Consider the following 20,850-nt stretch of genomic DNA (forward strand, 5'->3'; position numbering starts at 1 on the left):
CGCATTTCGGCGTGATCAGCTTCCTGATGCTCATCGTCATCGTGCCGATGTTCGTGGCGTTGCCGATCGTGCTGTTCCGCTACCGCCGGGGCGGCAAAGGCTCCTATCGGCCGGACTGGGAGTTCAGCTGGAGCCTCGAGATGCTCATCTGGGGCATCCCGGTCGCGCTGATCGTCATCCTTGGCACGGCGCTGTGGAAGCACACGCTGCAATTCGACCCCTATCGGCCACTCGGTCCCGAGCCGCTGGTGGTCGAGGTCGTCGCGCTGGACTGGAAGTTCCTGTTCCTCTACCCCGAACAGGGCGTGGCGACGCTCGATCTGCTCGCCCTGCCCGAAGATCGGCCGGTCACCTTGAGGCTGACCAGCGGAACGGTGATGCAGTCCTTCATCGTTCCCCGCCTCGCCGGACAGATCTATGCGATGGCGGGAATGCAGACCCAGCTCAACCTCCTGGCCGACGAGACCGGCGACTTCACCGGGCGCAACACCCAGTATAACGGCCTCGGCTTCGCCACCCAGTCCTTCACCACCCGCGTGATGAGCCCGGAAGCCGTCGAGGAGTGGGTCGCCACGACAAGAGCGCAGGGAACCGCGCTCGATGCCGCCGGATACGCGAAACTGCTCCAGCCCTCCGTGGTCCACGAGCCGGTGCTCTATGGCCAGTTCACTCCGGGCCTGTTCCGCCAGGTGATGGCGAGCTTCGCCCCGGGCATGGCGGGCGCCCATGCCGGCATGTCCGCCTCGAGCGAAGCCTCCCACCATAGCGCGCATGTGCCCGAGGTCGGACAATGAACTGGGAACTGATCTTCGGGCAGCTCGAATGGAGCTCCTTCGTCTTCACCGGGGCGATCGAGAATCCCTCGCTCAGCGAGTTCATCGCCTCGGGGGCGGGGTTCATCGCGGTGCTTGGCGCGCTCGCCACCGTCATCCTGCTGACGGTCAAGGGGTGGTGGGTGCCGCTGTGGCGGGACTGGCTGACCAGCGTCGACCACAAGAAGGTCGGCATCATGTACATCGTCGTCGCGCTGGTGATGTTCGCCCGCGCGGTGATCGAGGCGGCGCTGATGCGCGCCCAGCAGCTCTCCGCCTATGACGGTGCCGGCTTCCTGTCCGCGGACCATTTCGGGCAGCTGTTCAGCACCCACGGCACGATCATGATCTTCTTCGTGGCGATGCCGTTCATCACCGGGCTGATGAACTACGTCATGCCGCTGCAGATCGGTGCGCGCGACGTGTCCTTTCCTCTGCTCAACGCCATCTCGCTGATGCTGACCGTGGCCGGCGCGCTCCTCATCATGGTGTCGCTGGTGGTCGGCCGGTTCTCCACCGGCGGCTGGTCGGCCTACCCGCCCTTTACCGGCATCGAGTTCAGCCCGGACGAGGGGGTCGACTACTGGATATGGGCGGTGACGCTGGGGTCGATCGGCTCGACGCTGACGGGCCTCAACTTCGCCGTGACGATCTACAAGAAGCGCTGCCCCGGCATGACGCTGTTCCGCATGCCGCTGTTCACCTGGACGACGCTGTGCACCTCGATCCTGATGATCTTCGCCATGGCGCCGCTCACCGCCGCGACGATCATGCTCGCCCTCGACCGCTATGCCGGCTTCCATTTCTTCACGAATGGCGACGGCGGCAACATGATGAACTACGCCAACCTGTTCTGGCTGTTCGGCCACCCGGAAGTCTACATCCTGATCCTGCCGGCCTTCGGCGTCTGGTCCGAGGTGGTGGCCACCTTCTCCAGCAAGCGCATCTATGGCTACACCTCGCTGGTCTACGCCACCATGTGCATCGCCGTGCTCTCCTTCGCGGTGTGGCTGCACCACTTCTTCACCATGGGCCAGAGCGCGAATGTGAACGCCATCTTCGGCATCGCCACCATGGTGATCGGCGTGCCGACCGGCGTGAAGGTCTATGACTGGCTGCTGACCATGGTGGGCGGACGCATCCGCTTCACCACGCCGATGCTGTTCCACATCAACTTCCTGCTCACCTTCATCCTCGGCGGCATGACGGGCGTGCTGCTGGCCAATCCCGGCGTCGATTTCCAGGTCCACAACACGCTGTTCCTGGTGGCCCACTTCCACAACATGATCATTCCCGGCGTGCTGTTCGGCATGTTCGCGGCGGTGCAGTTCTGGTTCCCCAAAGCCTTCGGGTTCCGGCTGCACGAGGGCCTGGGCCGGGCCTCGTTCTGGTGCTTCGCGCCGGGCTTCTTGCTGGCCTTCTTCCCGCTCTACTGGCTGGGCATGATGGGCGCGACGCGCCGCACCTATATGTGGTCGGATCCCGACTACCTGCCCTGGCTCGCCCTCGCCATGGCCGGCGCCGCGCTGATCCTCGCCGGTTTCGCGCTGCTGGCGATGCAGATCGTGGTGTCGGTGCGCCGGCGCGAGCAACTGGCCGCGCCGCTTGGCGATCCGTGGGACGGACGCGCGCTCGAATGGTCGATTCCCTCCCCGCCGCCGGAATGGAACTTCGCCGTGCTCCCCGAGGTCACGGCGCGCGACGCCTTCTACGAGGCCAAGAAGGCTGGTACCGCCTACCGCTCGCCGGCGTCCTATGAGGACATCGAGGTGCCGCGCAACACCGCGACGGCGCCGCTGATCGGCCTGTTCGCCTGCGCCTGGGCGTTCGGCCTGGTCTGGCACATCTGGTGGCTGGCGGCCGTCTCCTTCGTGCTGATATGGGCGGTGGTCGTCGCCCGCTCCTTCGAGACCGACACCGAGGAGACCATACCCGCCGCGACGGTGAAGGCGGCGAACGAGGCGTTCCTCGCCGCCGCGCGCGCCGCGCCGGGCGTGACCCGCGACCGGGAGATGACGTCCGAGAACCGGGGCAGGGCGATCCCGGAGGGGCTGGAGAGCCGCTCCGGCGCCCTCTCCTCTGGCGCCGCCGTGGAGGCGCTGTCATGAGCCGGTCCGAGCGCCTTCATCCCGGGCTGAACCTCGCCGGCACCGATCGCGCGAGCGATGAAGCGGCCGAAGAGGTGATGTTCGGCTTCTGGATCTTCCTGATGAGCGACCTGGTGCTGTTCGCGGTGCTGTTCGCGACCTATGCGGCGATGAGCGTCCAAGGCATCGCCGAAGGTCCCGGGCCGGCGGAGGTGTTCGACCTCACCGCCGCCTTCGTGGAAACACTGCTGCTCCTCCTCTCCAGCTTCGCCTTCGGCTTCGCCATGCTGGCGATGAAGTATCGCGAGAGCGGGCGCAGCGTGCTGGCGTGGCTCCTCGTCACCGGGGTGCTCGGTGCCGCCTTCGTCGGCATGGAGCTGCGCGATTATTACGTCATGATCACCGCGCATGGGGCGCCGCCCCAGGCCAGCGGCTTTCTCTCGGCCTATTACCTACTGACCGGCACCCACGCCCTGCACGTGTCGTCCGGGCTGGTGTGGATGGCGATCATGGCCATTCAGGTCACGGTGATCGGCTTGAACACGCCGGTGAAGCTGCGGCTGATGCGCCTGGCGCTGTTCTGGCACATGCTCGATGTGGTCTGGATCGGTATCTTCACCTTCGTCTACCTGTTCGGGGTCGTGTCATGAGCAACCAGGTTCGCACCGACATGCCGGCGGGGGCGCATGAGGACGAGGGGCGCGAGCGGCTCAACTACATGGTCGGCCTCGTCCTGGCCCTCCTGCTGACCACGGGCGCGTTTGCGGTGGTGTGGCTGGAGCTTGCCAGGGGCGGCGCCGCGCTCGCCGTGCTGGGGCTGCTCGCCTTCATTCAGGCGCTGGTGCATCTGCGCTACTTCCTGCACATCGACCTTGCCCGCTCGCATCGCGACGACCTGAAGCTGATCCTGTTCACGGCGCTGATCCTGCTCATCATGGTGTCGGGCACCATCTGGATCCTCTACGACCAGCACGTCCGCATGATGCCCTGACACGCGGATCGGCCGGCGCGCGTGTGGCGGCTGGGACCGCTGCGCATTCGCGGCCAGTGCGCACAACAGATCCGGATACCGCAAGCTTATCTTCCGCAACAGAGGCTCCGTCGACGGCATTTGCCTGTCGCTTTTCCTATGGTAAGCAGGCTAGACAGCCTCGATCATCAGCAACATCTGCGGGTCACCATGGCGGAAGGCGCGAACTCTGGTCTCCCGGCAGCCGTTACAGCCGTGCCGCGGGTTCGGCACGTCGTCATGGACACGGCGGGGCTCGGCCAGAAGGAGACGATAGCCGCCTGGCAGGAGAGCATCGGGGTCCTCTACGACGTCCGCCTGCGCAACAAGGCCGACCGCTTCAGCTTCGGCGCCGACGCCTTCCATCTCGGCGAGATCGTGCTCACCGGCTATCGCTGCGTGGCGCACAGCTTCGACCGCACCCGCGCCCGGATCGGCCGGGACGGCCTCGACCACCTCACGCTGCAGCTCTGCCTCGAGGGGAGCCACGGCCGGCGCGAAGGAGGCTCGGGCGACCAGGCCAACCCGGGAGATTTCTTCATCGCCGATCTGGCGCAGGCGCAGGCGACGGCGACGACGGGGGATTTCGACAGCCTCAACCTGACCATTCCACGCCGCCTGATGGCGCCGCTGCTGCGGGCGCCGGACGAGCAGAACCTGCGCCGAATCCGCGGCGATGCCCCGCTCGCCGCGCTGCTGCGCAGCCATCTCAAGGGCCTCTACGCCGCCGCCGGCACGATGAGCGCCGACGAGGCGGAGACGATCGTGCGTCCGACGATCGAGCTGGCCGCCGCGGCGATCAATGCCTCGGTGACGGAAGAGAACGCCGCCGCCGTCCAGATCGCTTTGACCGGGCAGATCAGCCGCTACATCGACGAGCGCATCCTTGATCCGGCCCTGACCAGCGAGAGCATCGCCGCCGCCTTCGGCATCTCGACGCGCAAGCTCTACTATCTGTTCGAGGCGCATGGCGGCGTGGCGTCCTATGTCACGCGGGGACGGCTCCAGCAGGCGAGGCAGATGCTCGCCGATCCGGCCCAGCAGGGACGGAGCATCGCCGACATCGCCGAGCTTCACGGCTTCGCCTACCGCACGAATTTCGTCCGTGCCTTTCGCAAGCTCTTCGGTGTCACGCCGCGCGAGGTGCGGGCGCACGCCGCCGAGGGGCGCCGCATGCGCGATCATCCCGGCGACGACACGACGATGTGGCACTGGATCCGCCAGCTCAAGTGAAACGGACCGGGCGGATCGCGTGGCGCGACAGAGCCGCGCGATTCGAAAATCGAGCTGCAGATCACCGTCATCGCGCCAGCGTAGTTGTGGGATTTGCACTGCCGGATACGGATTGCGCAGCCTCGGATACATTTGCGTCCGGGCCTTCTCATTTCCTTGCAAGCCCGACGATGCCTAACCCAAAGTCGCCCGCATCGCCGGGGAGACAGGTTCCCGGAAGGGTGTGACGCGCTTCGCTCAGGTGAAGTGCGGGCGCCTTTTCGGCCGCCCCCGCGATGCAATGGCGTTTCGGGGGTATCTATGGCGCGGAAGAATCCGGGTTTTCGGGGTGAGCGGACCACACAGGCGGGGCGTGGTCCCGAGAGACGGCAAGTCTCCCGGAGCACGGTGCCATCAGCACGCCTGCGCGCCGCGCTGCTGGCGACGACCGCCGTCGTCGCGCTGGCGCAGGCGTCGCCAGCAGGCGCGCAGACGGTCTGGACCGGCACCAATTCGGACAACTGGTTCGATCCCGGCAACTGGAGCGCCGGCCTGCCGAACAACGTCACCGACGCCGAGATCGACAACATCGCGATCAATGCGCCCGCGGTGTTCGCCATCGGCGCCAATGCGCGCGATCTCACCGTCGGCAACAGCGCGGTCGGCTCGCTGGTGGTGGAGAGCAGCGGCGTGCTGCTGACCACGACCGGCTATCTCGGCCGGGGGCTCGGCTCGACCGGTTCGGTCACGGTGACCGGCACGGATTCGACCTGGGCGAACACCGGCGATTTCTACGTCGGCGACCAAGGCAGCGGCATTTTGCTGATCTCCAATGGCGGCGAGGTCATCAGCAACGATTCCTTCGTCGGCAATATCGGCTCGGGCCTCGTGACGGTCACCGGCACGGACTCGACCTGGACCGTCACCGATCCGCTCGTCGTCGGCAATTTCGGCACCGGCACGGTCAATGTCGACACCGGCGGAGCCGTGAATTCCGAACGGGTGACCGTCGGCGCCGCCAATGGTTCGGAGGGCACCCTCGACATAAGCGGGAGCGAGACGAGCTGGATCGCCTCGAGCGAGTTCACGGTCGGCGACGAGGGCACGGGGACGGTCACGGTCTCCGGTGGCGCCACGGTGGAATCGCAGACCCTCGTCGTGGGCTTCGGTGCGACCGGGCTGGGGCAGGTGACGCTCACCGGCGCGGGCACGTCATGGACGACGACGGCGAGCGCCGGCATCGGCAGCGACGGCGTTGGCCATCTGCGTGTCGAGGAGGGCGCCGCGCTCAGCGTCGTTGGGCTGTCCTTCGGCACCGGTTCCGGCACGATCACCGGCGCGGGTTCGAGCCTGACGGCCAGCGGTAACGTCTTCGTCGGCGCCGGTGGCGAGAGCACGCTGACTGTGGCCGACAATGCCAGCGTGACCAGCGACGGGGCGCTGATCGCGCTCGGCGGCACCGGCCTCGCGACGGTGACGAGCGGCGCCAGCTGGACCAGCAGCTCGACCTTCATCGTCGGCTCCTCCGGCCAGGGCACGCTCAACGTCACCGACGGCGGCACGGTGAGCACACTGGATGCGGTCGTCGGCCGCTTCGGCTCGGGCGTCGGCATCCTCAATGTCGCGGGCGAGGGGTCGAGCTTCGTCAATACGGCGAACATGGTGATCGGCGAGGAGGGTGTCGGCGCCCTGTCGATCGGGGCCGGCGGCCTTGTCGAGGCGCAGAGCGTCCTGTTCGGCCGCGAGATCGGCGCGGCGGGCAGCGCCTCCGTGACCGGCGCCGGCGCGTCGCTGGTCAGCCACGAATTCCTGCTCATTGGCCTCGAAGGCAACGCGGTGATGTTCGTCGAGGACGGCGGGCAGGTGAATGCCGTGGTGTCGGCGCTCGGTGCGTCCACCGGCGGCATCGGCGAGGCGACGGTCTCGGCGGCCACCTGGGTGAACAGCAGCGATCTCTTTATCGGCGCGGGCGGCACCGGCGTGCTCACCATTGCCGATGACGGCCGGGTCGAGGTCGGCGGCACGACGCAGATCGCCGTGGCGCCCGGCTCGTCCGGCACGCTGAACATCGGCGCCGCGGAAGGCCTGGCGGCCACCGCGCCGGGCGCGCTCGCGACGAGCGAGATCGTCTTCGGGGCGGGCGCCGGCGGCATCGTCTTCAACCACACCTCGGACGGCTACCAGTTCTCCGCCGACATGTCGGGGACGGGGACGATCGACCTCTTCTCCGGCACGACGGTTTTGACCGGCAGTTCGGGCGGCTTCACCGGCACGACCACCGTCAACGGTGGCACGCTCGCCGTAAACGGCGCGCTCGGCGGCACGCTGGATGTTCTCGCCGGGCGCCTGCAGGGCACCGGCACGGTCGGCTCGACCACCATCGCCGGCGGCGCCGTCGTGGCGCCGGGAAACTCCATCGGCACGCTGAACGTCGCCGGCGATGCCACGTTCGATGCGGGCAGCCTCTACGAGGTCGAGGTGGATCCCAGCAGCACCGCCAGCGACCAGATCCATGCCACGGGCACCGTCACGATCAATGGCGGTACGGTGCAGCATATCGGCCTCGGCGGCACCTATTCGCCGCTGAAGAGCTACACGATCATCGTTGCCGATGGCGGCGTGGACGGCGAGTTCGCGGCGGTGACGTCGGATTTCGCCTTCCTCGATCCGACGCTGAGCTACGATCCCAACAACGTCTACCTGACGCTCATCCGCAATGATGTCGATTTCGGCAGCGTCGGCGCGACCCCCAATCAGATCGCCACCGGCTATGGCGCGGAGAGTCTGGGGCTCGGCAATCCGGTCTACGACGCGCTGCTCGGCCTTTCGCAGGCGCAGGCCCGCTTCGCGTTCGACCAGCTCTCAGGTGAGATCCATGCCTCGGCGAAGAGCGTGCTGATCGACGACAGCCGTTTCGTCCGCGAAGCGGCGATCGATCGCCTCCGCGCGGCGCTCGACGGCGTCGGCGCCTCGTCACTGCCGGTGATGGCCTATGGCGAGGGCGGGCCGCAACTTGCCGCGCCCACCACCGACCGCTTCGCCGTCTGGGGACAGGGCTTCGGCTCCTGGGGCGACATCGACGGCGACGGCAATGCCGCGCGCCTCGACAGCTCGACCGGCGGCTTCTTCATCGGCGCCGACACGCCGATCTTCGAGACCTGGCGGCTCGGCCTCCTCGCCGGATACAGCCGGACGAATTTCGATGTCGACGCGCGCGCCTCGTCGGGCAGCAGCGACAATTACCCCCTCGGCCTCTACGCCGGCACGCAGTGGGGCAATCTCGGTTTCCGCTCCGGCCTCGCCTATACGTGGCACGAGATCGACACCAGCCGCTCCGTCGTGTTCCCCGGCTTCAGCGAGAGTCTGAAGAGCAGCTACGACGCCGCTACCTTCCAGGCCTTTGGCGAGTTCGGCTATCGCATCGATGTGCAGGCCGTGGCATTCGAGCCCTTCGCCAACCTTGCCTATGTGAGCCTCGACAGCGACGGCTTCACCGAGCAATGGGGCGCGGCGGCGCTTTACGCCGGGAGCCAGACCACGGACACGACGTTCAGCACGCTCGGTCTGCACGTCGCGGCCGGTTTCGACATCGGCGGCGTCGCCACGACGGCGCGGGCTACGCTTGGCTGGCGCCACGCCTTCGGAGACGCCACGCCGCTGTCGACGCAGGCCTTCGCCGGCGGCGATCCCTTCACCGTCGCCGGCGTGCCGATCGCCCGCGATGCCGCGGTCATCGAGGCGGGCCTCGATGTCAACCTGGCGCCGCAGGCGACGCTCGGCATCGCCTATAACGGCCAGCTCGCCTCCGATGCCGAGCAGAACGGCTTCAAGGCCGATCTGACGGTCAGGTTCTGATCCCGCTCAGGATCGGCGGTCGAATCCGCTGGAAGGCGGCGGCGTCCTCCCGCTGCCTTCCACGCTCCGGCGCGACACAGGCGGTTTCCAGGCGGCTGGCGGCATGAGCCGCCCCGATTGCCGCGTTTGATCTGCCACAGGGAACGTCTGCCCGACAGCGGCCGGAAGGCTATTCGAACGAGGTTCGTCTCCCGGCGGCCCGAACGTCAGATGGCGTCAGTCCATAGCGCGCCTTGAACCGACGATAGAATGTCGACGGCTCGACCAGTCCGGTGCCGAATGCGATGTCGGCAATCTGCTCGCCGGCGAAACGTGGATCCTCCAGGCGACTATGGACCACGGCGAGGCGCTGGTTGGTGACGTAGTCCGATAAACTGCAACCCGTCTCGGCGAAAAGGTGGCGGATGTAACGGGGACTCATCCCCATGTGACGTCCTACCGTTTCGGCCGAGAGACGGACATTCGACAAATTCGCCGCGATATACTGCTTGATCGCTCGAAGCCGGGCCGCCCGTACACCTCGGCCGGCGACGATTTCTTCGATCTCCCGCGTCGTGCCCAGTGCTGCCGCCAGAAGATCGGTGATGTGCTGCGAGACGAGCGCCGCTAGTTGCGGCGTGAGCGGCGTCCGGCTGGCCGCGTGGACATAGTCGAAGAGCAGTCCCGCCTCGGGCGTATCGGGTCGAAGGGCGTTTGGCGCGATATCGCCGACGTGTCTCACCAGCGGTTCCAGCAGGCGGCGAGAAAGCTGGATGCAGACCGTCCAGTCGCCGTCCTGCGCCTCGGCGCGCCACCTTGTATCGAGAGGCATGATGCAGGGGGCGCCGGGCAGCGTTTCGACAGTGGTCCCGCCTGTGCCGTGAAACCGCCAGCCACTTGCTATCCAAGAGACGGCCAGATCGTCATTGCCATCCGACAGCAGTGCCGCGCTGCGCTCCCAGGCCATGGGAGCCACCGACGCGCGCGTTACGCTCATGCCCGGCAACAGCGTCGTCGTCGTGTTGAAACGAAGCTCATTGTCGTCCAGCGGCACGAGGTCCAGCCGCATGCAAATGCGCCCGTAGTAATCACGGATCAGTTCGTCTCGCTCGCGGCCCTTGATATTGTCCGTCGATATAGAGACACGTGTGCCATCGGCCGACATGGCAGCAGCTCCCTCGAATAAGCGCGAGGAGGAAAGACGACATTCCATTCAACAATGTGTAGTTACGAAAGTTCCGCTCCTGCAACATAATTGTTCCGCCAGCGCACTACGCCGACATTGAGGACGTAGCATTCTGACGCGCGTGGGGCAGCAACGGTAAGTAGATATTGCTGCGAAATTTGGAGGAAATGATGCGCAAAATTGTCGTTTTTGCTCTCGCCGTGGCGAGCGTGGGCGGGTCGATGCTTGTTCCGACGCAGTCCTTTGCCGCCTACACGTGCATGAATCCGGCCATTTGCCGTGCCGTCTGCGGCGCTCCGACCTGCGGCCAGATCACAGCGCGCGATGCCGATATGCGCGCGCTGGACGCGCCCGCTGCGAAGCTGGCGGCGACGCCGGGCAAGCCTGCGGCCGGAAAGACCTACACCTGCATGAACCCGGCGATATGCCGTGCCGTCTGCGGCAGTCCCACCTGCGGCACGCCATAACCGCCCGGAAGGTGCCGGCCGGTGCCCGGGCCCGCCCCGGCGATCCGCGTCCCTGCATTGCGCCGCAGAGGTGAATGCCCGGCCGACGGCCGGGCATGATGCGAAGGCAAGGTTGCGGCTGTTCCGCGCTCGCCTATTCCGCCGCCGCGCTGATGCCGCCGCCGAAACTGCGCTCCATCTCGCGGCGCAGGCGCACCGCCGGGCTGTCCTTCACCTCGACATCGGCCCAGCCGACGATCTCGCCCTCGGCGATGTCGCGCTTGAGCACGACATGATGGGCGAGGCCGATGGGCAGGCCGCCGCGGGCCAGCGAGGTGGAGGCCGGGAGCAGCTTGCCCCATACGGTGAAGCCGCCTTCGCCGTCGAGCGTCTCGCCGGTCCTGAGCGGCCTTTTGGCGACCGCCACCACGTCGCCGTTGAAGGTGTCGGTCACGCCGGTCGGCTCGCCGCGCAGCGCGGCCGAGGCGACGCTGACGCCGAGTTCCAGCCCGATTAGGTGATAGGGACGATAGAGCGCGGTGTAGCGGCCGGAGGCGTCCGTCACCACGCCATATTCCTTGAAGCAGCGGCGGGCATAGTCACCGCGCGCGCTCGGATCGGCCTCGAACACGACATAGACGCCCCAGCGCAGGTCGCGGAACACCGGGCGGCCGTCGCGCTCCAGCGAGGAGACGGTTTCCACCGTGCCGGAATGTTCGAGAATACCGCCGGCCTCGTGCGGGCGCAGGATGGTGGCGAGGTCGTCCACGCCGCAGGGCGGGAACAGCAGCCCGTCGGACGGCGCCTTCAGCCCCGCCGCATTGGCGATGGCCGCCATCTCGATGGAGGATTTGGTGCCGTCGGCGAAGGAGTTGAACATCTGCGCGTTCATGCCGCCCTGCGCCGCCTGCTCGGGCGTGAGGCCGTAGAGACTCCAGATCGTGTCCGGCGTCGATTTGTGGAAGCTCGGCAGGTATTTGGTGCCCTTGCCGGCGCAGACCACGCTGAAGCCGCAGGTGCGCGCCCAGTCGACCATCTCGCACACCAGCGCCGGCTGGTCGCCATAGGCCATGGAATAGACCACGCCCGCCTTGCGGGCGCGCTCGGCCAGCAGCGGGCCGACCAGTACGTCGGCCTCGACCGTGACCATGACGACGTGCCGGCCCTGCTCGATGGCCATGAGCGCATGGGCGGCGCCGGCGGCCGGGCTGCCGGTGACCTCGACCACGACGTCGAGCCCGTCGGCGGCGATCAGTGCCACGGAATCATCCGTCAGCATGGTGCGGCCGGTGCGCAGCGCCTCGGCGAAGGAGGGGGCGATGGCGGCCTCGGCATCCCAGCCGGTGGCTTCCAGCGCGGCGCGGGCGCGCGGCACCGAGAGATCGGCGATGCCCAGCAGATGCAGCCCGGGCGTGGTGCGCAGCTGCGACAGGAACATGGAGCCGAACTTGCCGGCGCCGATGAGGCCGACGCGGACAGGGCGGCCGGCATCGGCGCGCGCCTTGAGCATGCGGGCGAGATTCATTGGAGCGTTTTCCTTCCCAGGTGTTGCTTGTCGGCCGGGCTTTTTCCGATGCCCGGTCCTGTCGTCGGAGGGCGCGGGAGGACGCCGCGCCTTCCGTTCAGCCGGCGGCGGCCCGGTCCTTGGGGCGGGTCTCCTCGACGAGGTGATCGCCGGCCGGGCCCGGCGCGCCGCGCAGGGCGAGGATGCGGTCGGCGAGCGTGGGCGCTTCGCCGGCCGCCGGGGTGTGGGCGGCGAGCAGCGCATGGATCGGCGAGCCCGGACCTTCGAGCCGCGCCGTCAGATGGGCGACCTCGGCGGCGATGTCGCTGATCCGCTCGCGCAGCAGCGCGGTGTCCCGCGTCTCGTCCGGCACGGCTGCGGCAAGCGGGGTCAGCCGGTCGAGCTGTTCCTGCACGGCCGCGCGGTCGTCGCGTGCCTTGACCAGCGCGTCGTCGAGCATGGCCTTCTCGGCGCGCAGCATCTCGATGGTGTCGCCGGCCTCGCGGGCGAGGGCCTCGGCCGCGCGCTGGGCGCCGAGCGCCTCGGCGGTGATGCGGGCGGCGTTCGCCTGCGCGGCGGCGCCGGCCTTCTCGGCGGCATGGGTGCGCGCCTCGAATTCGGCGACCTGGGTGGTCAGCGCGGCGCGCTCGGCCCGCAATGCGGTTACCTCGGCATCGAGCGCCGCCAGCCGGGTCTCGGCGTCGGCGAGGTGGTCCTTCATCTCGCGGTTCCGGGCGATCTCGATCGACAGGCTTTCGGAGGTGGTGCGTAGCGTGTTGCGCTCGGTCATGAGATGGGCGTTGGTCGCCGCGAGATGGCGGTCGAGTTCGGTGATGCGGTCCTTGAGCGTGTCGCGCAGCGTGGTCAGGGCCACATGGTCGATCTTCAGTTCCTCTTCGCGCGAGCTCGTCTCGTCGAAGGCGGTGCGGGTCCTGTGCAGCTCGGAACGCGTCGCCTGCAGTGCGGCGCGGGTCTCGTCGAGGTCGCGCGTGCGCACCTCGAGCTCGGAGAGCAGATGGTCGCGGTGCATCGTGACCGAGCCGTGCTCGGTCTGCAGCGTGGCGAGCTCGTCCGACAGGCGCTCGATCGTCTCCTGGCGGGCGCGCAGTTCCTCGGCCTGCCGCGTCACCTCGCCCCACTGGCTGGCGGCGCGGGCCTGCAGCTTCTCGACTTCCAGCTCAAGGCGGCGCACGTCGACGGCGAAGATCGCGCGCTGCTCGTCCTTGTCGGCCAGGATCTCGGCCACGGAGACGGGAATGGCGCCTTCGATGCGCTTGCGCGTCAGGCGGACGGCCCGCCGCCAGACAGCCGGAAGCGTCAGCAGGGCCAGCAGCGTCGCCGTCAGGAAGCCAATGGCGGAAAACATGATCGCTTCGATCATGCGGCGATCTCACCTCGAACGCGGTACGGGCCGGCCGGAAGAGCCGGGCGGCCAGTCTAGGAGCATTAGGTTACAGATAGCAAAACGGCCGGGCTAGCCCGGCCGTCCGGCGGGGTGTGGCGACGCTCAGAAGGGGTTCCAGGTCGCGTTGGGCGTGAACTTCAGATAGCCGATATTGGCACCCAGGCGCACGCCGACGCCGGAGCGGATCGGCACCACCACGATGCGGTCGGAGGCGAGAGCGGTCATGCCGAAGCCGGCGACGAAATAGGCCGAGCCGGAAATGCCGCCGAAGCGCCGGAAGATGTCGTTGATGGCATTCAGATTGTAGACGAGGATCATGGTGCGGGCACCGTCGCCGCCGAAGTCCCAGCCGAGCGAGGGGCCCTGCCAGTAGACCTTCATGTCGCCGGCATTGCGGGTGTACAGCGTACCCTCGCCATAGCGCAGGCCGCCGACGAAGGCGCCGGAGCCTTCCTGGCCGAGGATGTAGCCGTTCGGCTGGCCCCACTGGCTGACCGCCTTTTCGATCGACAGCGCGAGGCCGCGCGAGACCTCCCCGAAGAACCCGTGACCTTGCTGGACGAGTTCGTCGCTCGAATAGGTCGCGTTCGACTGGGCGGCAGCCGGAGCGGCGAGGAAGGGAAGGGCGGTGAGCAGGGCGAGGCAGGCAAAAAGGGCGCGCAACGTCGGCATCGTCGGTCTCGCGTTTGATCTCATCAGGCGGGTTGGAGCCCGCTATGGGCCCGGAATCGTGCCCGGGCAGCCAACTCCACGAAAACCATCATTAGCATGGAGTGCGACCTTAGGAAGGCATGTTGCGTCGCATCGGTGCCGGATGATCCATCTGTGTGGTCCTTACGCCTCGGCCCCGCGGGCGATAAATCCGGTCACGCGGTAATTCGCGTCGGTACGTCCGTAGGGCAGGGGGCTGCCGTCCGGACGGCGCACGCTGCCGCCGGCGGCGCGCACCACGGCATGACCGGCGGCGACGTCCCATTCGCATACCGTGCCGAGCCGCGGATAGATGTCGGCGCGGCCCTCGGCGACGAGGCCGAACTTGAGCGCCGAGCCGCAGCTGATCGATTCGGCCACGTCGAGCCCGTCGAGCAGCGCCGCGGTTTCCGGGTCGAGATGCGAGCGGCTGGCGATCGCCACCAGGCCGCGAGCGGGCATCGGCCGGCAGCGGATCGGCCGCCAGAGCGCGGGATCGGCCTCAAGCCCGGCGACGAAGGCGGAGCCGCCCGCCGGCGTGGCGACGCCCGCATAGAGCCGGGCGACGGCCGGGGCGAGGACGATGCCATGGGTCGGCACGCCATCGGTGACGAGGCCGATATTCACCGTGAACTCGCCGCTGGCGCCGATGAACTCGCGCGTGCCGTCGAGCGGATCGACCAGCAGGAAGGTATCGGCCGGTGCCTCGCCCTTGCCCTGCGCCACCGCCTCCTCGGCGATCACCGGAACGCCCGGCAGGATGCGGGCCAGCTCGCCGCGCAAGAGTTCCTCGGCGGCGAGGTCGGCTGCCGTCACCGGGCTCTGGTCGGCCTTGGCGTTGACCGCCAGGCCCGCCCGCATGCCCTCGTCGCGGATGCGCAGGATGACTTCGCCGGCCTTCAGGGCGGCCTCCGCGAGGGCGGCCAGCAGGCTGAGATCGGACGGCAGGCGCGTGTTCGGCGAGGACATTGGGGAAGTTGTTCCGGGCGGTGGGGCAAAGGTTGGCGTCGTTGGGGACGCGGTGTATCACACCCCGGACGCTGGCCGCACGTCTCGCGGCCGATTCGCCGCACAATCTCCGCAAGGGACGCGATGAAGACCGCCATCGATCTCGACAAGCTCGATCTCGCCGCCCTCCTGTGCTCGCGCGTGTGTCACGACGTCATCAGTCCGGTCGGCGCCATCGTCAACGGGCTCGAGGTCTTGGAGGACGAAGACGATCCGGCGATGAAGGCGTTCGCGCTCGACCTCATCGCCAAGAGCGCCCGGCAGGCGTCCGCCCGGCTCCAGTTCGCGCGCCTCGCCTTCGGCGCCGCCGGCTCGGCCGGCGCGCAGATCGACACGGGCGACGCCGAGAAGGTGGCGCGCGGCTTCATCGAGGACGACCGCACCAGCCTTTCTTGGAGCGTGCCGCGCGTGCTGGCGCCGAAGAACAAGGTGAAGCTGCTGCTGAACCTGCTGGTCGTCGCCACCTCGACCATTCCGCGCGGCGGGCGCATTGCCGTCGAGGCGACAGGGGAGGGCGACGAGGGCGGCTTCGTCCTGCGCACGGAAGGCAGCCATTCGCGCATTCCCCCGCACCTCGTCGGGCTTCTGGCCGGCCATGCGCCGGAGGGCGGCTCGCTCGATGCTCATGCCATCCAGCCGCATTATACCGGCTTGCTGGCGCGCGCGGCGGGCTATGGGGTGAGCCTGTCGCATGAGGGCGACGCGGTGACGATCCGCGTCGTCCACGCCTGAAACGCGATCACCTAGCGTCACCTTCAGAAGACATTAACGGGATCGGTGGAAACTGCTGCGTGCAGGCCTTGAGGCATGCGCGTTGTGTTCAGTATTGCCGGTCGCCCATGTTCCCCGTCGACTCCATCTCCGCCGCCCCGCGCGGCACCGTTTCGAGCGAAGCCGCTCTCATCGCCGCGTCGTTGCGTGCGCCGGTGGTGCGTCCCGAGCCGGCCGGCCCCGAGTGCGCCCGACCCGAAAGCCTCCGGCGCGAGCCGCCGCGCCCGGCGACGGAACGGGTGGAGGTTCTGGTCTTCTCCATTCTCGGCATGCGCTTCGCGCTTCCCGCCGCCAATGTCATCGAGGTGATGACGATTTCCGGCGAGCGCTGGGAGCGGCTTCTGGCCATGTCCGCCGCCGGCACGCTCGGTTCCAGCGGCCTGCCGCTGATCCGCCTTTCCGTCCGCATGGGCCTTGCTCCGGCGCGTCCGGTGCAGGGCGGGCTGGTGCTGTTCGGCACCGCCAGCAAGGTGCGCGCCGCCGTCCTCATCGACGAAGTGCCGGTGCGCCTGCGCGCCGCCGTCGAGAACATGCCGGCGAGCTGGCGCGACCGGTTCAGTCCCTGCGAGGACATGATCGACGGCATCGCCCTGCTGCCCGACGGCACGCAGGCGGCGATGGTCGACCTGCCGATCGGCGTCGTCGCGCCCCGCGCGCGCCTCGCCGCCACCCCCGAGCATGACACCGCCCATCTTCTCGTGCGCGCCGGGCGGGCGCAGCTCGAAGCGGTGCGGGTCGCCACGCTGCGCGGCGTGACCGCGCTCGACGAGACCCCGGCGATCGCCGCCTCGTCCGTCTCGCTCTTCCCCTCCGGCCGCCGTCACCGGCGCATGCTGCTCGCCTTCGGCGGCGAGGGCGACGTGATCGCGGTCGACGAGGTGGTCGGGCTGGCGCCGCAGGGACGCATCGAGCGTGTCGGCAGCATGCGCTTCCTTGCCACGCCGACCGGCCGCTACCGGCTTCTGGAGCCGGGCGGCACCCAGCCGGTGCGCGGCGCGGCGATGCGGGTGCTGGTGACGGCGCCCGACAGCGCCGCACGCTCCGGCCTGCGCGATCTGGTCCGCTCGATGGGCCACGAGGTGTCGCTGGCCGACGATCCGCGCGCCGCGCGTCTGGCGGGCGGACGCTTCGAGGCCATCCTGTTCGATCTCGACGCCTATGCCGACGTGCGCGCCGAGGGCATCGAGGCGAGCGACGGGGCGCGGCGCATCGGCCTCGCCGGCGGCACGGTTGCGGCGACGCCGCGCGGCTTCGCCTCGGTGGTTCCGATGAACGACCCGGTGGCGCTGGTGCTGGCGCTGCTGCGGCGCGACGCCGTCGCGCACTGACCTGCGGGCGGGCTTCATCACAGCTTCGCCATCCGTGCTTTGCCCGGCTGTCCGCGGGGGCGGGGACTTGATAGTCTGACGCTCGATCCGCCACTTCGCGCGGCGTCCGGGTTTCGTTCATGGGCTTGTTGCGTTCCATCCGCCTGATGCTGGCGCTGCTCGCGCTGGGCTCCGCCATGGCGGGCTCGGCGTCGGCCTCCCTGGCGATGGCGGCCCGCGCCATGCCGTGCCACGAGGCCGGGCTGGCGGACGTGCCGGCGGCGATGTTTGCCACGCCGAGCGGCTCGCATGCCGGCATGGGCGCGGAGGCGGGTTCCATGGCGATGGTCGCGTCCGCTCCGGCCGCAGGTGGCCAGATGCTGCACCCGTCGGGGCCGAATCCGTCACTGCCGCATCTGTGCTGCGTGTTGAGCCAGCTGGTGGCGACACCGCTTGCCGCTTCGGCGCTGCGGCTTCCCGAGCCGCATGTCGCGGCACTCGCCCTGCCGCAGGGGGGGATGCTGAGCGGGCTTTCGCTGGCGACGCCGGTGCCGCCGCCCCGTTCCGTCTGATCGTTGTTCGAGCGCGGCCCGTCGCGGGCCGCATTTCCACGATCCGATGGAGACCATCATGAACAGCTTCACCCGCGCGGCCCTTCTGGCCGCCAGCCTTGCCGTGCTTCCTACCCTGGCCGTCGCCCAGGACATGCCCACACAGATGCCGATGCCGCACGCCAACATGCCGATGGGCCAGGGCGCCCATATGGGCGGTGGCGCCGCCAACCCCTCCACCGAGGCGTTCGAGGAGGTCAATGGCCGCATGCACGAGGGCATGGCCATCGCCTTCAGCGGCAACACCGACGTCGACTTCGCCCGCGGCATGGTCCCGCATCATCAGGGGGCGATCGACATGGCCCGGATCGAGCTGAAATACGGCAAGGATCCCGAGCTGAGGAAGCTCGCCGAGGAGATCATCAAGGCGCAGGAGAGCGAGATCGCCTTCCTGAACGCCTGGCTGGCGAAGAACGCCAAATAGCGCCGCCCTTGCCTCTCCCCGACGGGAGAGGCGGCGCGGCTTGCCAAACGCGTCATCCCGGACGGCCGCGAGGCCGATCCGGGAGTGCCGTCAGGATAAAGACAGGACGCGGTCCCGGCTCTCGCTTCGCCCGGCCGGGATGACGGCAAGGGGAGGGGCAGGGCCGTGCCTCGGCCGCCAAAACAAAAACCCCGCCTTTCGGCGGGGCTCCAGTTGGGGAGGCGCCTTGCGCCTCACCGCTCGGGATTGTGGACCGGCCCGCGCTCAGGCCGACATGCGGTCCGGCTCGTTGCCGCTGTCGCGCAGCACATAGCCGCGGCCCCAGACCGTCTCGATGAAATTGTGCCCCTGCGAGGCGTTGGCGAGCTTCTTGCGCAGCTTGCAGATGAAGACGTCGATGATCTTCAGCTCCGGCTCGTCCATGCCGCCATAGAGATGGTTGAGGAACATCTCCTTGGTCAGGGTGGTGCCCTTGCGCAGGCTGAGGAGCTCCAGCATCTGGTACTCCTTGCCCGTCAGGTGCACGCGGTTGCCGGCGACCTCGACCGTCTTGGTATCGAGGTTCACCACCAGTTCGCCGGTGGTGATGACCGACTGCGCATGACCCTTCGAACGCCGCACGATGGCGTGGATGCGGGCGATCAGCTCGTCCTTGTGAAACGGCTTGGTGAGGTAGTCGTCGGCGCCGAAGCCGAGGCCCTTCACCTTGTCCTCGATACCGGCGAGGCCGGACAGGATGAGGATCGGCGTCTTCACCTTGGCGACGCGCAGCCCCTTGAGGACGTCATAGCCCGACATGTCGGGCAGATTCAGATCCAGCAGGATGATGTCGTAATCATAGAGTTTGCCGAGATCGACACCCTCTTCGCCGAGGTCTGTCGTGTAGACGTTGAAGTTCTCGGACTTGAGCATCAGCTCGATGCTCTGCGCGGTCGCGCGGTCGTCCTCGATGAGCAAGACGCGCATGCCAATCCCCTTCCCTCGCCATGGCCCCGGGGGGTGCAGCGCTCGATCGGACGACTCCAGACCGAACGTGACCCCACCCCGCGCCCGGCCTGACACACACACCGATTCGTTACTTCATGAACTAGAGGTAACAAACTCCGATTCCCGAGCACAAGCGGGGACACGAAATTTCTTCGAGTCTTCCCGCAAGGGATTGTTCGTAAATCCGAATTTATCGACCCATCTTTTGAAGTCGAATCTTAGAAAGCATGCCTAAGTGAGTCAGCCGACTCCGCTTTCGCGGATCGACATTCCACACCGGACGATGGGCTGATCATTAACGAGGCCGGTAAACAAATCGTTTCCATCCGATGGCTGAATCGCCCCTTCCCGGTCGCGGGCTACCTTTTCCACCTAAAGGGTAAGGAAGCGGCAATATCTCTTGGCCAAGATGCGCGCTGCCGCCGCGTAAGGGCGGCCCGTTCCGCCCGCCCGCCGCCCCGTGGCAGCAGGTGCGGACGGCACGACAGAGCGGAGTAAGCCGGCCATGAAGTCGCTCGACACCCTCATCCGCCTCAAGCGGTTCCAGGCGGAGGAAAAGCGTCGCCACTTTGCCCAGATCGAGTCCATGATCGCGGACTTCGACCGCATGTCGCGCGATCTGGAGCGTGAGATCGAGGCCGAGGAGCAGCGCTCCGGCATCAGCGATGCGCAGCATTTCGCCTATTCGACCTATGCCCGCGCCGCCGCCACCCGCCGCGACAATCTGCGCCGCTCCGCGGAGGAGCTGAAGGGCCAGCTCGAGGAGGCGCGCCTCGCCTATGACGATGCGATCGACGACCTGAAGAAGGTCGAGGCGCTCGGCGAGCGCGAGCGGGTCGAGGCGCCGGTCGAGATGCCGCCGCGCAACATCGCCGGCCGCGCCCGGGCCGTGCTCGGCGCCTGAGGCATCAGCCTATTCGATGACCGGCACGTGCCGCCCGGCGGCGCGGTCGAGCGGCCCGGCCAGGCGCGGGTCGTCCGTCACCTCGATGGCGCGCGCATAGGGTTTGAATCCCGAGCGGATGTAGAAACCGAGAGCGCCGGGATGGTCGAGCGTGCAGGTGTGGACATGCACCCGCGCCGGCCCCCGCGCCCAGGCCATCGCCAGCGCGCGGTTCATCATGAAGCGCCCGGCGCCGCTGCCGACGAATTCCGGCACCACGCCGAGAAAGGCGAGCTCCACCTCGCCGCCGACACGGAAATCCAGCTCCGCCAGCCCGACATCCCGTCCCTCGTGCCGCAGCACGTGCACCGACACGTCCGGGTCGGCGAGAATGGCGCCGAGTGCGGCATCGTCGAGCGTCAGCCGCGAGAACCACAGCCAGTCCTCGCCGATGCGGCGGAAAAGTCCCCGGTACCAGTCGAGCGTCGGCGCCGCGACGGGTTCGAGCGTGAAGCCGCCGTCCGGCCGTTCGGGGAGCGGGGCCGGCGGTTCGGTCATCTCCAGCATCGTCACCACGGAGGCGATCGTGCCGGGCGGCAGGGCGGTGTAGCCGTTGAGATTGAGCGTGAGCGGAGCGGTCGGGTCGGTCATCAGGCATTGTCCGTGAAAGAGCG

19 protein-coding genes are annotated in these 20,850 nt (G+C 68.1%); 12 read left to right on the forward strand and 7 right to left on the reverse strand.

The genetic code is table 11. The features are described 5' to 3' along the window. Positions 1–11: 11 nt before the first annotated feature. The 6 genes from AC1PZ7_RS09570 (at position 12) to AC1PZ7_RS09595 (ending at position 8,975) form a co-directional block, all read left to right on the forward strand. Positions 12–794 (forward strand): COX aromatic rich motif-containing protein, encoded by a 783-nt coding sequence (locus AC1PZ7_RS09570; RefSeq protein WP_482359233.1) that lies wholly within the window; start codon positions 12–14, stop codon positions 792–794. Next, positions 791–2,920: a cbb3-type cytochrome c oxidase subunit I gene (locus AC1PZ7_RS09575; RefSeq protein WP_482359234.1), complete on the forward strand. Its 2,130-nt coding sequence runs from the start codon at positions 791–793 to the stop codon at positions 2,918–2,920. Before AC1PZ7_RS09570 ends, AC1PZ7_RS09575 begins: the two co-directional genes overlap by 4 nt. Beyond that, positions 2,917–3,549 (forward strand): cytochrome c oxidase subunit 3, encoded by a 633-nt coding sequence (locus tag AC1PZ7_RS09580; RefSeq protein ID WP_482359235.1) that lies wholly within the window; start codon positions 2,917–2,919, stop codon positions 3,547–3,549. Before AC1PZ7_RS09575 ends, AC1PZ7_RS09580 begins: the two co-directional genes overlap by 4 nt. Then, entirely contained in the window at positions 3,546–3,890 is a 345-nt protein-coding gene (cyoD, locus tag AC1PZ7_RS09585) for a cytochrome o ubiquinol oxidase subunit IV (protein WP_482359236.1), read from the forward strand. The genes AC1PZ7_RS09580 and cyoD overlap by 4 nt, the downstream gene beginning before the upstream one ends. A gap of 258 nt (positions 3,891–4,148) precedes the next feature. Continuing rightward, the gene (locus tag AC1PZ7_RS09590) at positions 4,149–5,141 is read left to right on the forward strand and encodes a helix-turn-helix domain-containing protein (RefSeq protein ID WP_482359237.1); all 993 of its coding nucleotides are present in this window, start codon (positions 4,149–4,151) and stop codon (positions 5,139–5,141) included. Between the two features lie 387 nt (positions 5,142–5,528). Continuing rightward, complete coding sequence (locus AC1PZ7_RS09595; protein ID WP_482359238.1) at positions 5,529–8,975, forward strand: autotransporter domain-containing protein; 3,447 nt, start codon at positions 5,529–5,531, stop codon at positions 8,973–8,975. A gap of 169 nt (positions 8,976–9,144) precedes the next feature. Here the strand turns inward: AC1PZ7_RS09595 and AC1PZ7_RS09600 are convergent, their stop codons facing one another. Further along, entirely contained in the window at positions 9,145–10,119 is a 975-nt protein-coding gene (locus tag AC1PZ7_RS09600; protein WP_482359239.1) for an AraC family transcriptional regulator, read from the reverse strand. A 191-nt stretch (positions 10,120–10,310) separates the two neighbouring features. Between AC1PZ7_RS09600 and AC1PZ7_RS09605 the strand changes: the two genes are divergently transcribed. Then, on the forward strand, positions 10,311–10,607 hold the full coding sequence (locus AC1PZ7_RS09605) for a hypothetical protein (protein ID WP_482359240.1): 297 nt from the start codon (positions 10,311–10,313) through the stop codon (positions 10,605–10,607). Positions 10,608–10,740: 133 nt separating this feature from the next. Here the strand turns inward: AC1PZ7_RS09605 and AC1PZ7_RS09610 are convergent, their stop codons facing one another. The 4 genes from AC1PZ7_RS09610 to cysQ all read right to left on the reverse strand — a co-directional run bounded on the left by AC1PZ7_RS09610 (position 10,741) and on the right by cysQ (position 15,154). Beyond that, entirely contained in the window at positions 10,741–12,111 is a 1,371-nt protein-coding gene (locus AC1PZ7_RS09610; RefSeq protein ID WP_482359241.1) for an NAD(P)H-dependent oxidoreductase, read from the reverse strand. A 97-nt stretch (positions 12,112–12,208) separates the two neighbouring features. Then, positions 12,209–13,471: a hypothetical protein gene (locus tag AC1PZ7_RS09615; RefSeq protein WP_482359242.1), complete on the reverse strand. Its 1,263-nt coding sequence runs from the start codon at positions 13,469–13,471 to the stop codon at positions 12,209–12,211. Between the two features lie 126 nt (positions 13,472–13,597). Then, positions 13,598–14,167: a DUF1134 domain-containing protein gene (locus AC1PZ7_RS09620; RefSeq protein ID WP_482359243.1), complete on the reverse strand. Its 570-nt coding sequence runs from the start codon at positions 14,165–14,167 to the stop codon at positions 13,598–13,600. A 162-nt stretch (positions 14,168–14,329) separates the two neighbouring features. Next, positions 14,330–15,154: a 3'(2'),5'-bisphosphate nucleotidase CysQ gene (cysQ, locus tag AC1PZ7_RS09625; protein ID WP_482359244.1), complete on the reverse strand. Its 825-nt coding sequence runs from the start codon at positions 15,152–15,154 to the stop codon at positions 14,330–14,332. A gap of 123 nt (positions 15,155–15,277) precedes the next feature. Between cysQ and chpT the strand changes: the two genes are divergently transcribed. From chpT to copM, 4 genes are all read left to right on the forward strand, one after another. Further along, entirely contained in the window at positions 15,278–15,925 is a 648-nt protein-coding gene (gene chpT / locus AC1PZ7_RS09630; protein WP_482359245.1) for a histidine phosphotransferase ChpT, read from the forward strand. A gap of 107 nt (positions 15,926–16,032) precedes the next feature. Next, a complete protein-coding gene (locus AC1PZ7_RS09635) occupies positions 16,033–17,292 on the forward strand; it encodes a chemotaxis protein CheW (protein ID WP_482359246.1) in 1,260 nt (419 codons plus the stop codon). Positions 17,293–17,411: 119 nt separating this feature from the next. Next, positions 17,412–17,843 carry a hypothetical protein gene (locus AC1PZ7_RS09640; protein ID WP_482359247.1) on the forward strand — a complete coding sequence of 144 codons (432 nt, stop codon included), beginning with the start codon at positions 17,412–17,414 and terminating at the stop codon, positions 17,841–17,843. 58 nt (positions 17,844–17,901) lie between these two features. After that, positions 17,902–18,306 (forward strand): CopM family metallochaperone, encoded by a 405-nt coding sequence (gene copM, locus AC1PZ7_RS09645; protein ID WP_482359248.1) that lies wholly within the window; start codon positions 17,902–17,904, stop codon positions 18,304–18,306. A 264-nt stretch (positions 18,307–18,570) separates the two neighbouring features. On the opposite strand, the gene ctrA is transcribed toward copM, so the two are convergent. Continuing rightward, the gene (gene ctrA, locus AC1PZ7_RS09650; protein ID WP_482359249.1) at positions 18,571–19,272 is read right to left on the reverse strand and encodes a response regulator transcription factor CtrA; all 702 of its coding nucleotides are present in this window, start codon (positions 19,270–19,272) and stop codon (positions 18,571–18,573) included. Positions 19,273–19,798: 526 nt separating this feature from the next. Between ctrA and AC1PZ7_RS09655 the strand changes: the two genes are divergently transcribed. Beyond that, positions 19,799–20,197: a flagellar export protein FliJ gene (locus tag AC1PZ7_RS09655; RefSeq protein ID WP_482359250.1), complete on the forward strand. Its 399-nt coding sequence runs from the start codon at positions 19,799–19,801 to the stop codon at positions 20,195–20,197. 9 nt (positions 20,198–20,206) lie between these two features. On the opposite strand, the gene AC1PZ7_RS09660 is transcribed toward AC1PZ7_RS09655, so the two are convergent. Beyond that, positions 20,207–20,827, reverse strand: coding sequence for a GNAT family N-acetyltransferase (locus AC1PZ7_RS09660; protein WP_482359251.1), 621 nt, complete (start codon positions 20,825–20,827; stop codon positions 20,207–20,209). Positions 20,828–20,850 lie beyond the last annotated feature (23 nt).

The organism is Ancylobacter sp. TW_SC_1 (genome assembly GCF_056836805.1).

Excerpts from the sequence above, each read along its gene's own strand:
- AC1PZ7_RS09605 (WP_482359240.1), top strand. The coding sequence starts at position 10,311 with ATGCGCAAAATTGTCGTTTTTGCTCTCGCCGTGGCGAGCGTGGGCGGG.
- AC1PZ7_RS09640 (WP_482359247.1), top strand. The coding sequence starts at position 17,412 with ATGGGCTTGTTGCGTTCCATCCGCCTGATGCTGGCGCTGCTCGCGCTG.
- cysQ (WP_482359244.1), bottom strand. The coding sequence starts at position 15,154 with ATGTCCTCGCCGAACACGCGCCTGCCGTCCGATCTCAGCCTGCTGGCC.
- AC1PZ7_RS09590 (WP_482359237.1), top strand. The coding sequence starts at position 4,149 with ATGGACACGGCGGGGCTCGGCCAGAAGGAGACGATAGCCGCCTGGCAG.
- AC1PZ7_RS09580 (WP_482359235.1), top strand. The coding sequence starts at position 2,917 with ATGAGCCGGTCCGAGCGCCTTCATCCCGGGCTGAACCTCGCCGGCACC.
- AC1PZ7_RS09610 (WP_482359241.1), bottom strand. The coding sequence starts at position 12,111 with ATGAATCTCGCCCGCATGCTCAAGGCGCGCGCCGATGCCGGCCGCCCT.
- AC1PZ7_RS09655 (WP_482359250.1), top strand. The coding sequence starts at position 19,799 with ATGAAGTCGCTCGACACCCTCATCCGCCTCAAGCGGTTCCAGGCGGAG.
- AC1PZ7_RS09615 (WP_482359242.1), bottom strand. The coding sequence starts at position 13,471 with ATGATCGAAGCGATCATGTTTTCCGCCATTGGCTTCCTGACGGCGACG.
- ctrA (WP_482359249.1), bottom strand. The coding sequence starts at position 19,272 with ATGCGCGTCTTGCTCATCGAGGACGACCGCGCGACCGCGCAGAGCATC.
- cyoD (WP_482359236.1), top strand. The coding sequence starts at position 3,546 with ATGAGCAACCAGGTTCGCACCGACATGCCGGCGGGGGCGCATGAGGAC.
- AC1PZ7_RS09620 (WP_482359243.1), bottom strand. The coding sequence starts at position 14,167 with ATGCCGACGTTGCGCGCCCTTTTTGCCTGCCTCGCCCTGCTCACCGCC.
- AC1PZ7_RS09600 (WP_482359239.1), bottom strand. The coding sequence starts at position 10,119 with ATGTCGGCCGATGGCACACGTGTCTCTATATCGACGGACAATATCAAG.
- AC1PZ7_RS09635 (WP_482359246.1), top strand. The coding sequence starts at position 16,033 with ATGTTCCCCGTCGACTCCATCTCCGCCGCCCCGCGCGGCACCGTTTCG.
- AC1PZ7_RS09575 (WP_482359234.1), top strand. The coding sequence starts at position 791 with ATGAACTGGGAACTGATCTTCGGGCAGCTCGAATGGAGCTCCTTCGTC.
- chpT (WP_482359245.1), top strand. The coding sequence starts at position 15,278 with ATGAAGACCGCCATCGATCTCGACAAGCTCGATCTCGCCGCCCTCCTG.
- AC1PZ7_RS09660 (WP_482359251.1), bottom strand. The coding sequence starts at position 20,827 with ATGACCGACCCGACCGCTCCGCTCACGCTCAATCTCAACGGCTACACC.
- copM (WP_482359248.1), top strand. The coding sequence starts at position 17,902 with ATGAACAGCTTCACCCGCGCGGCCCTTCTGGCCGCCAGCCTTGCCGTG.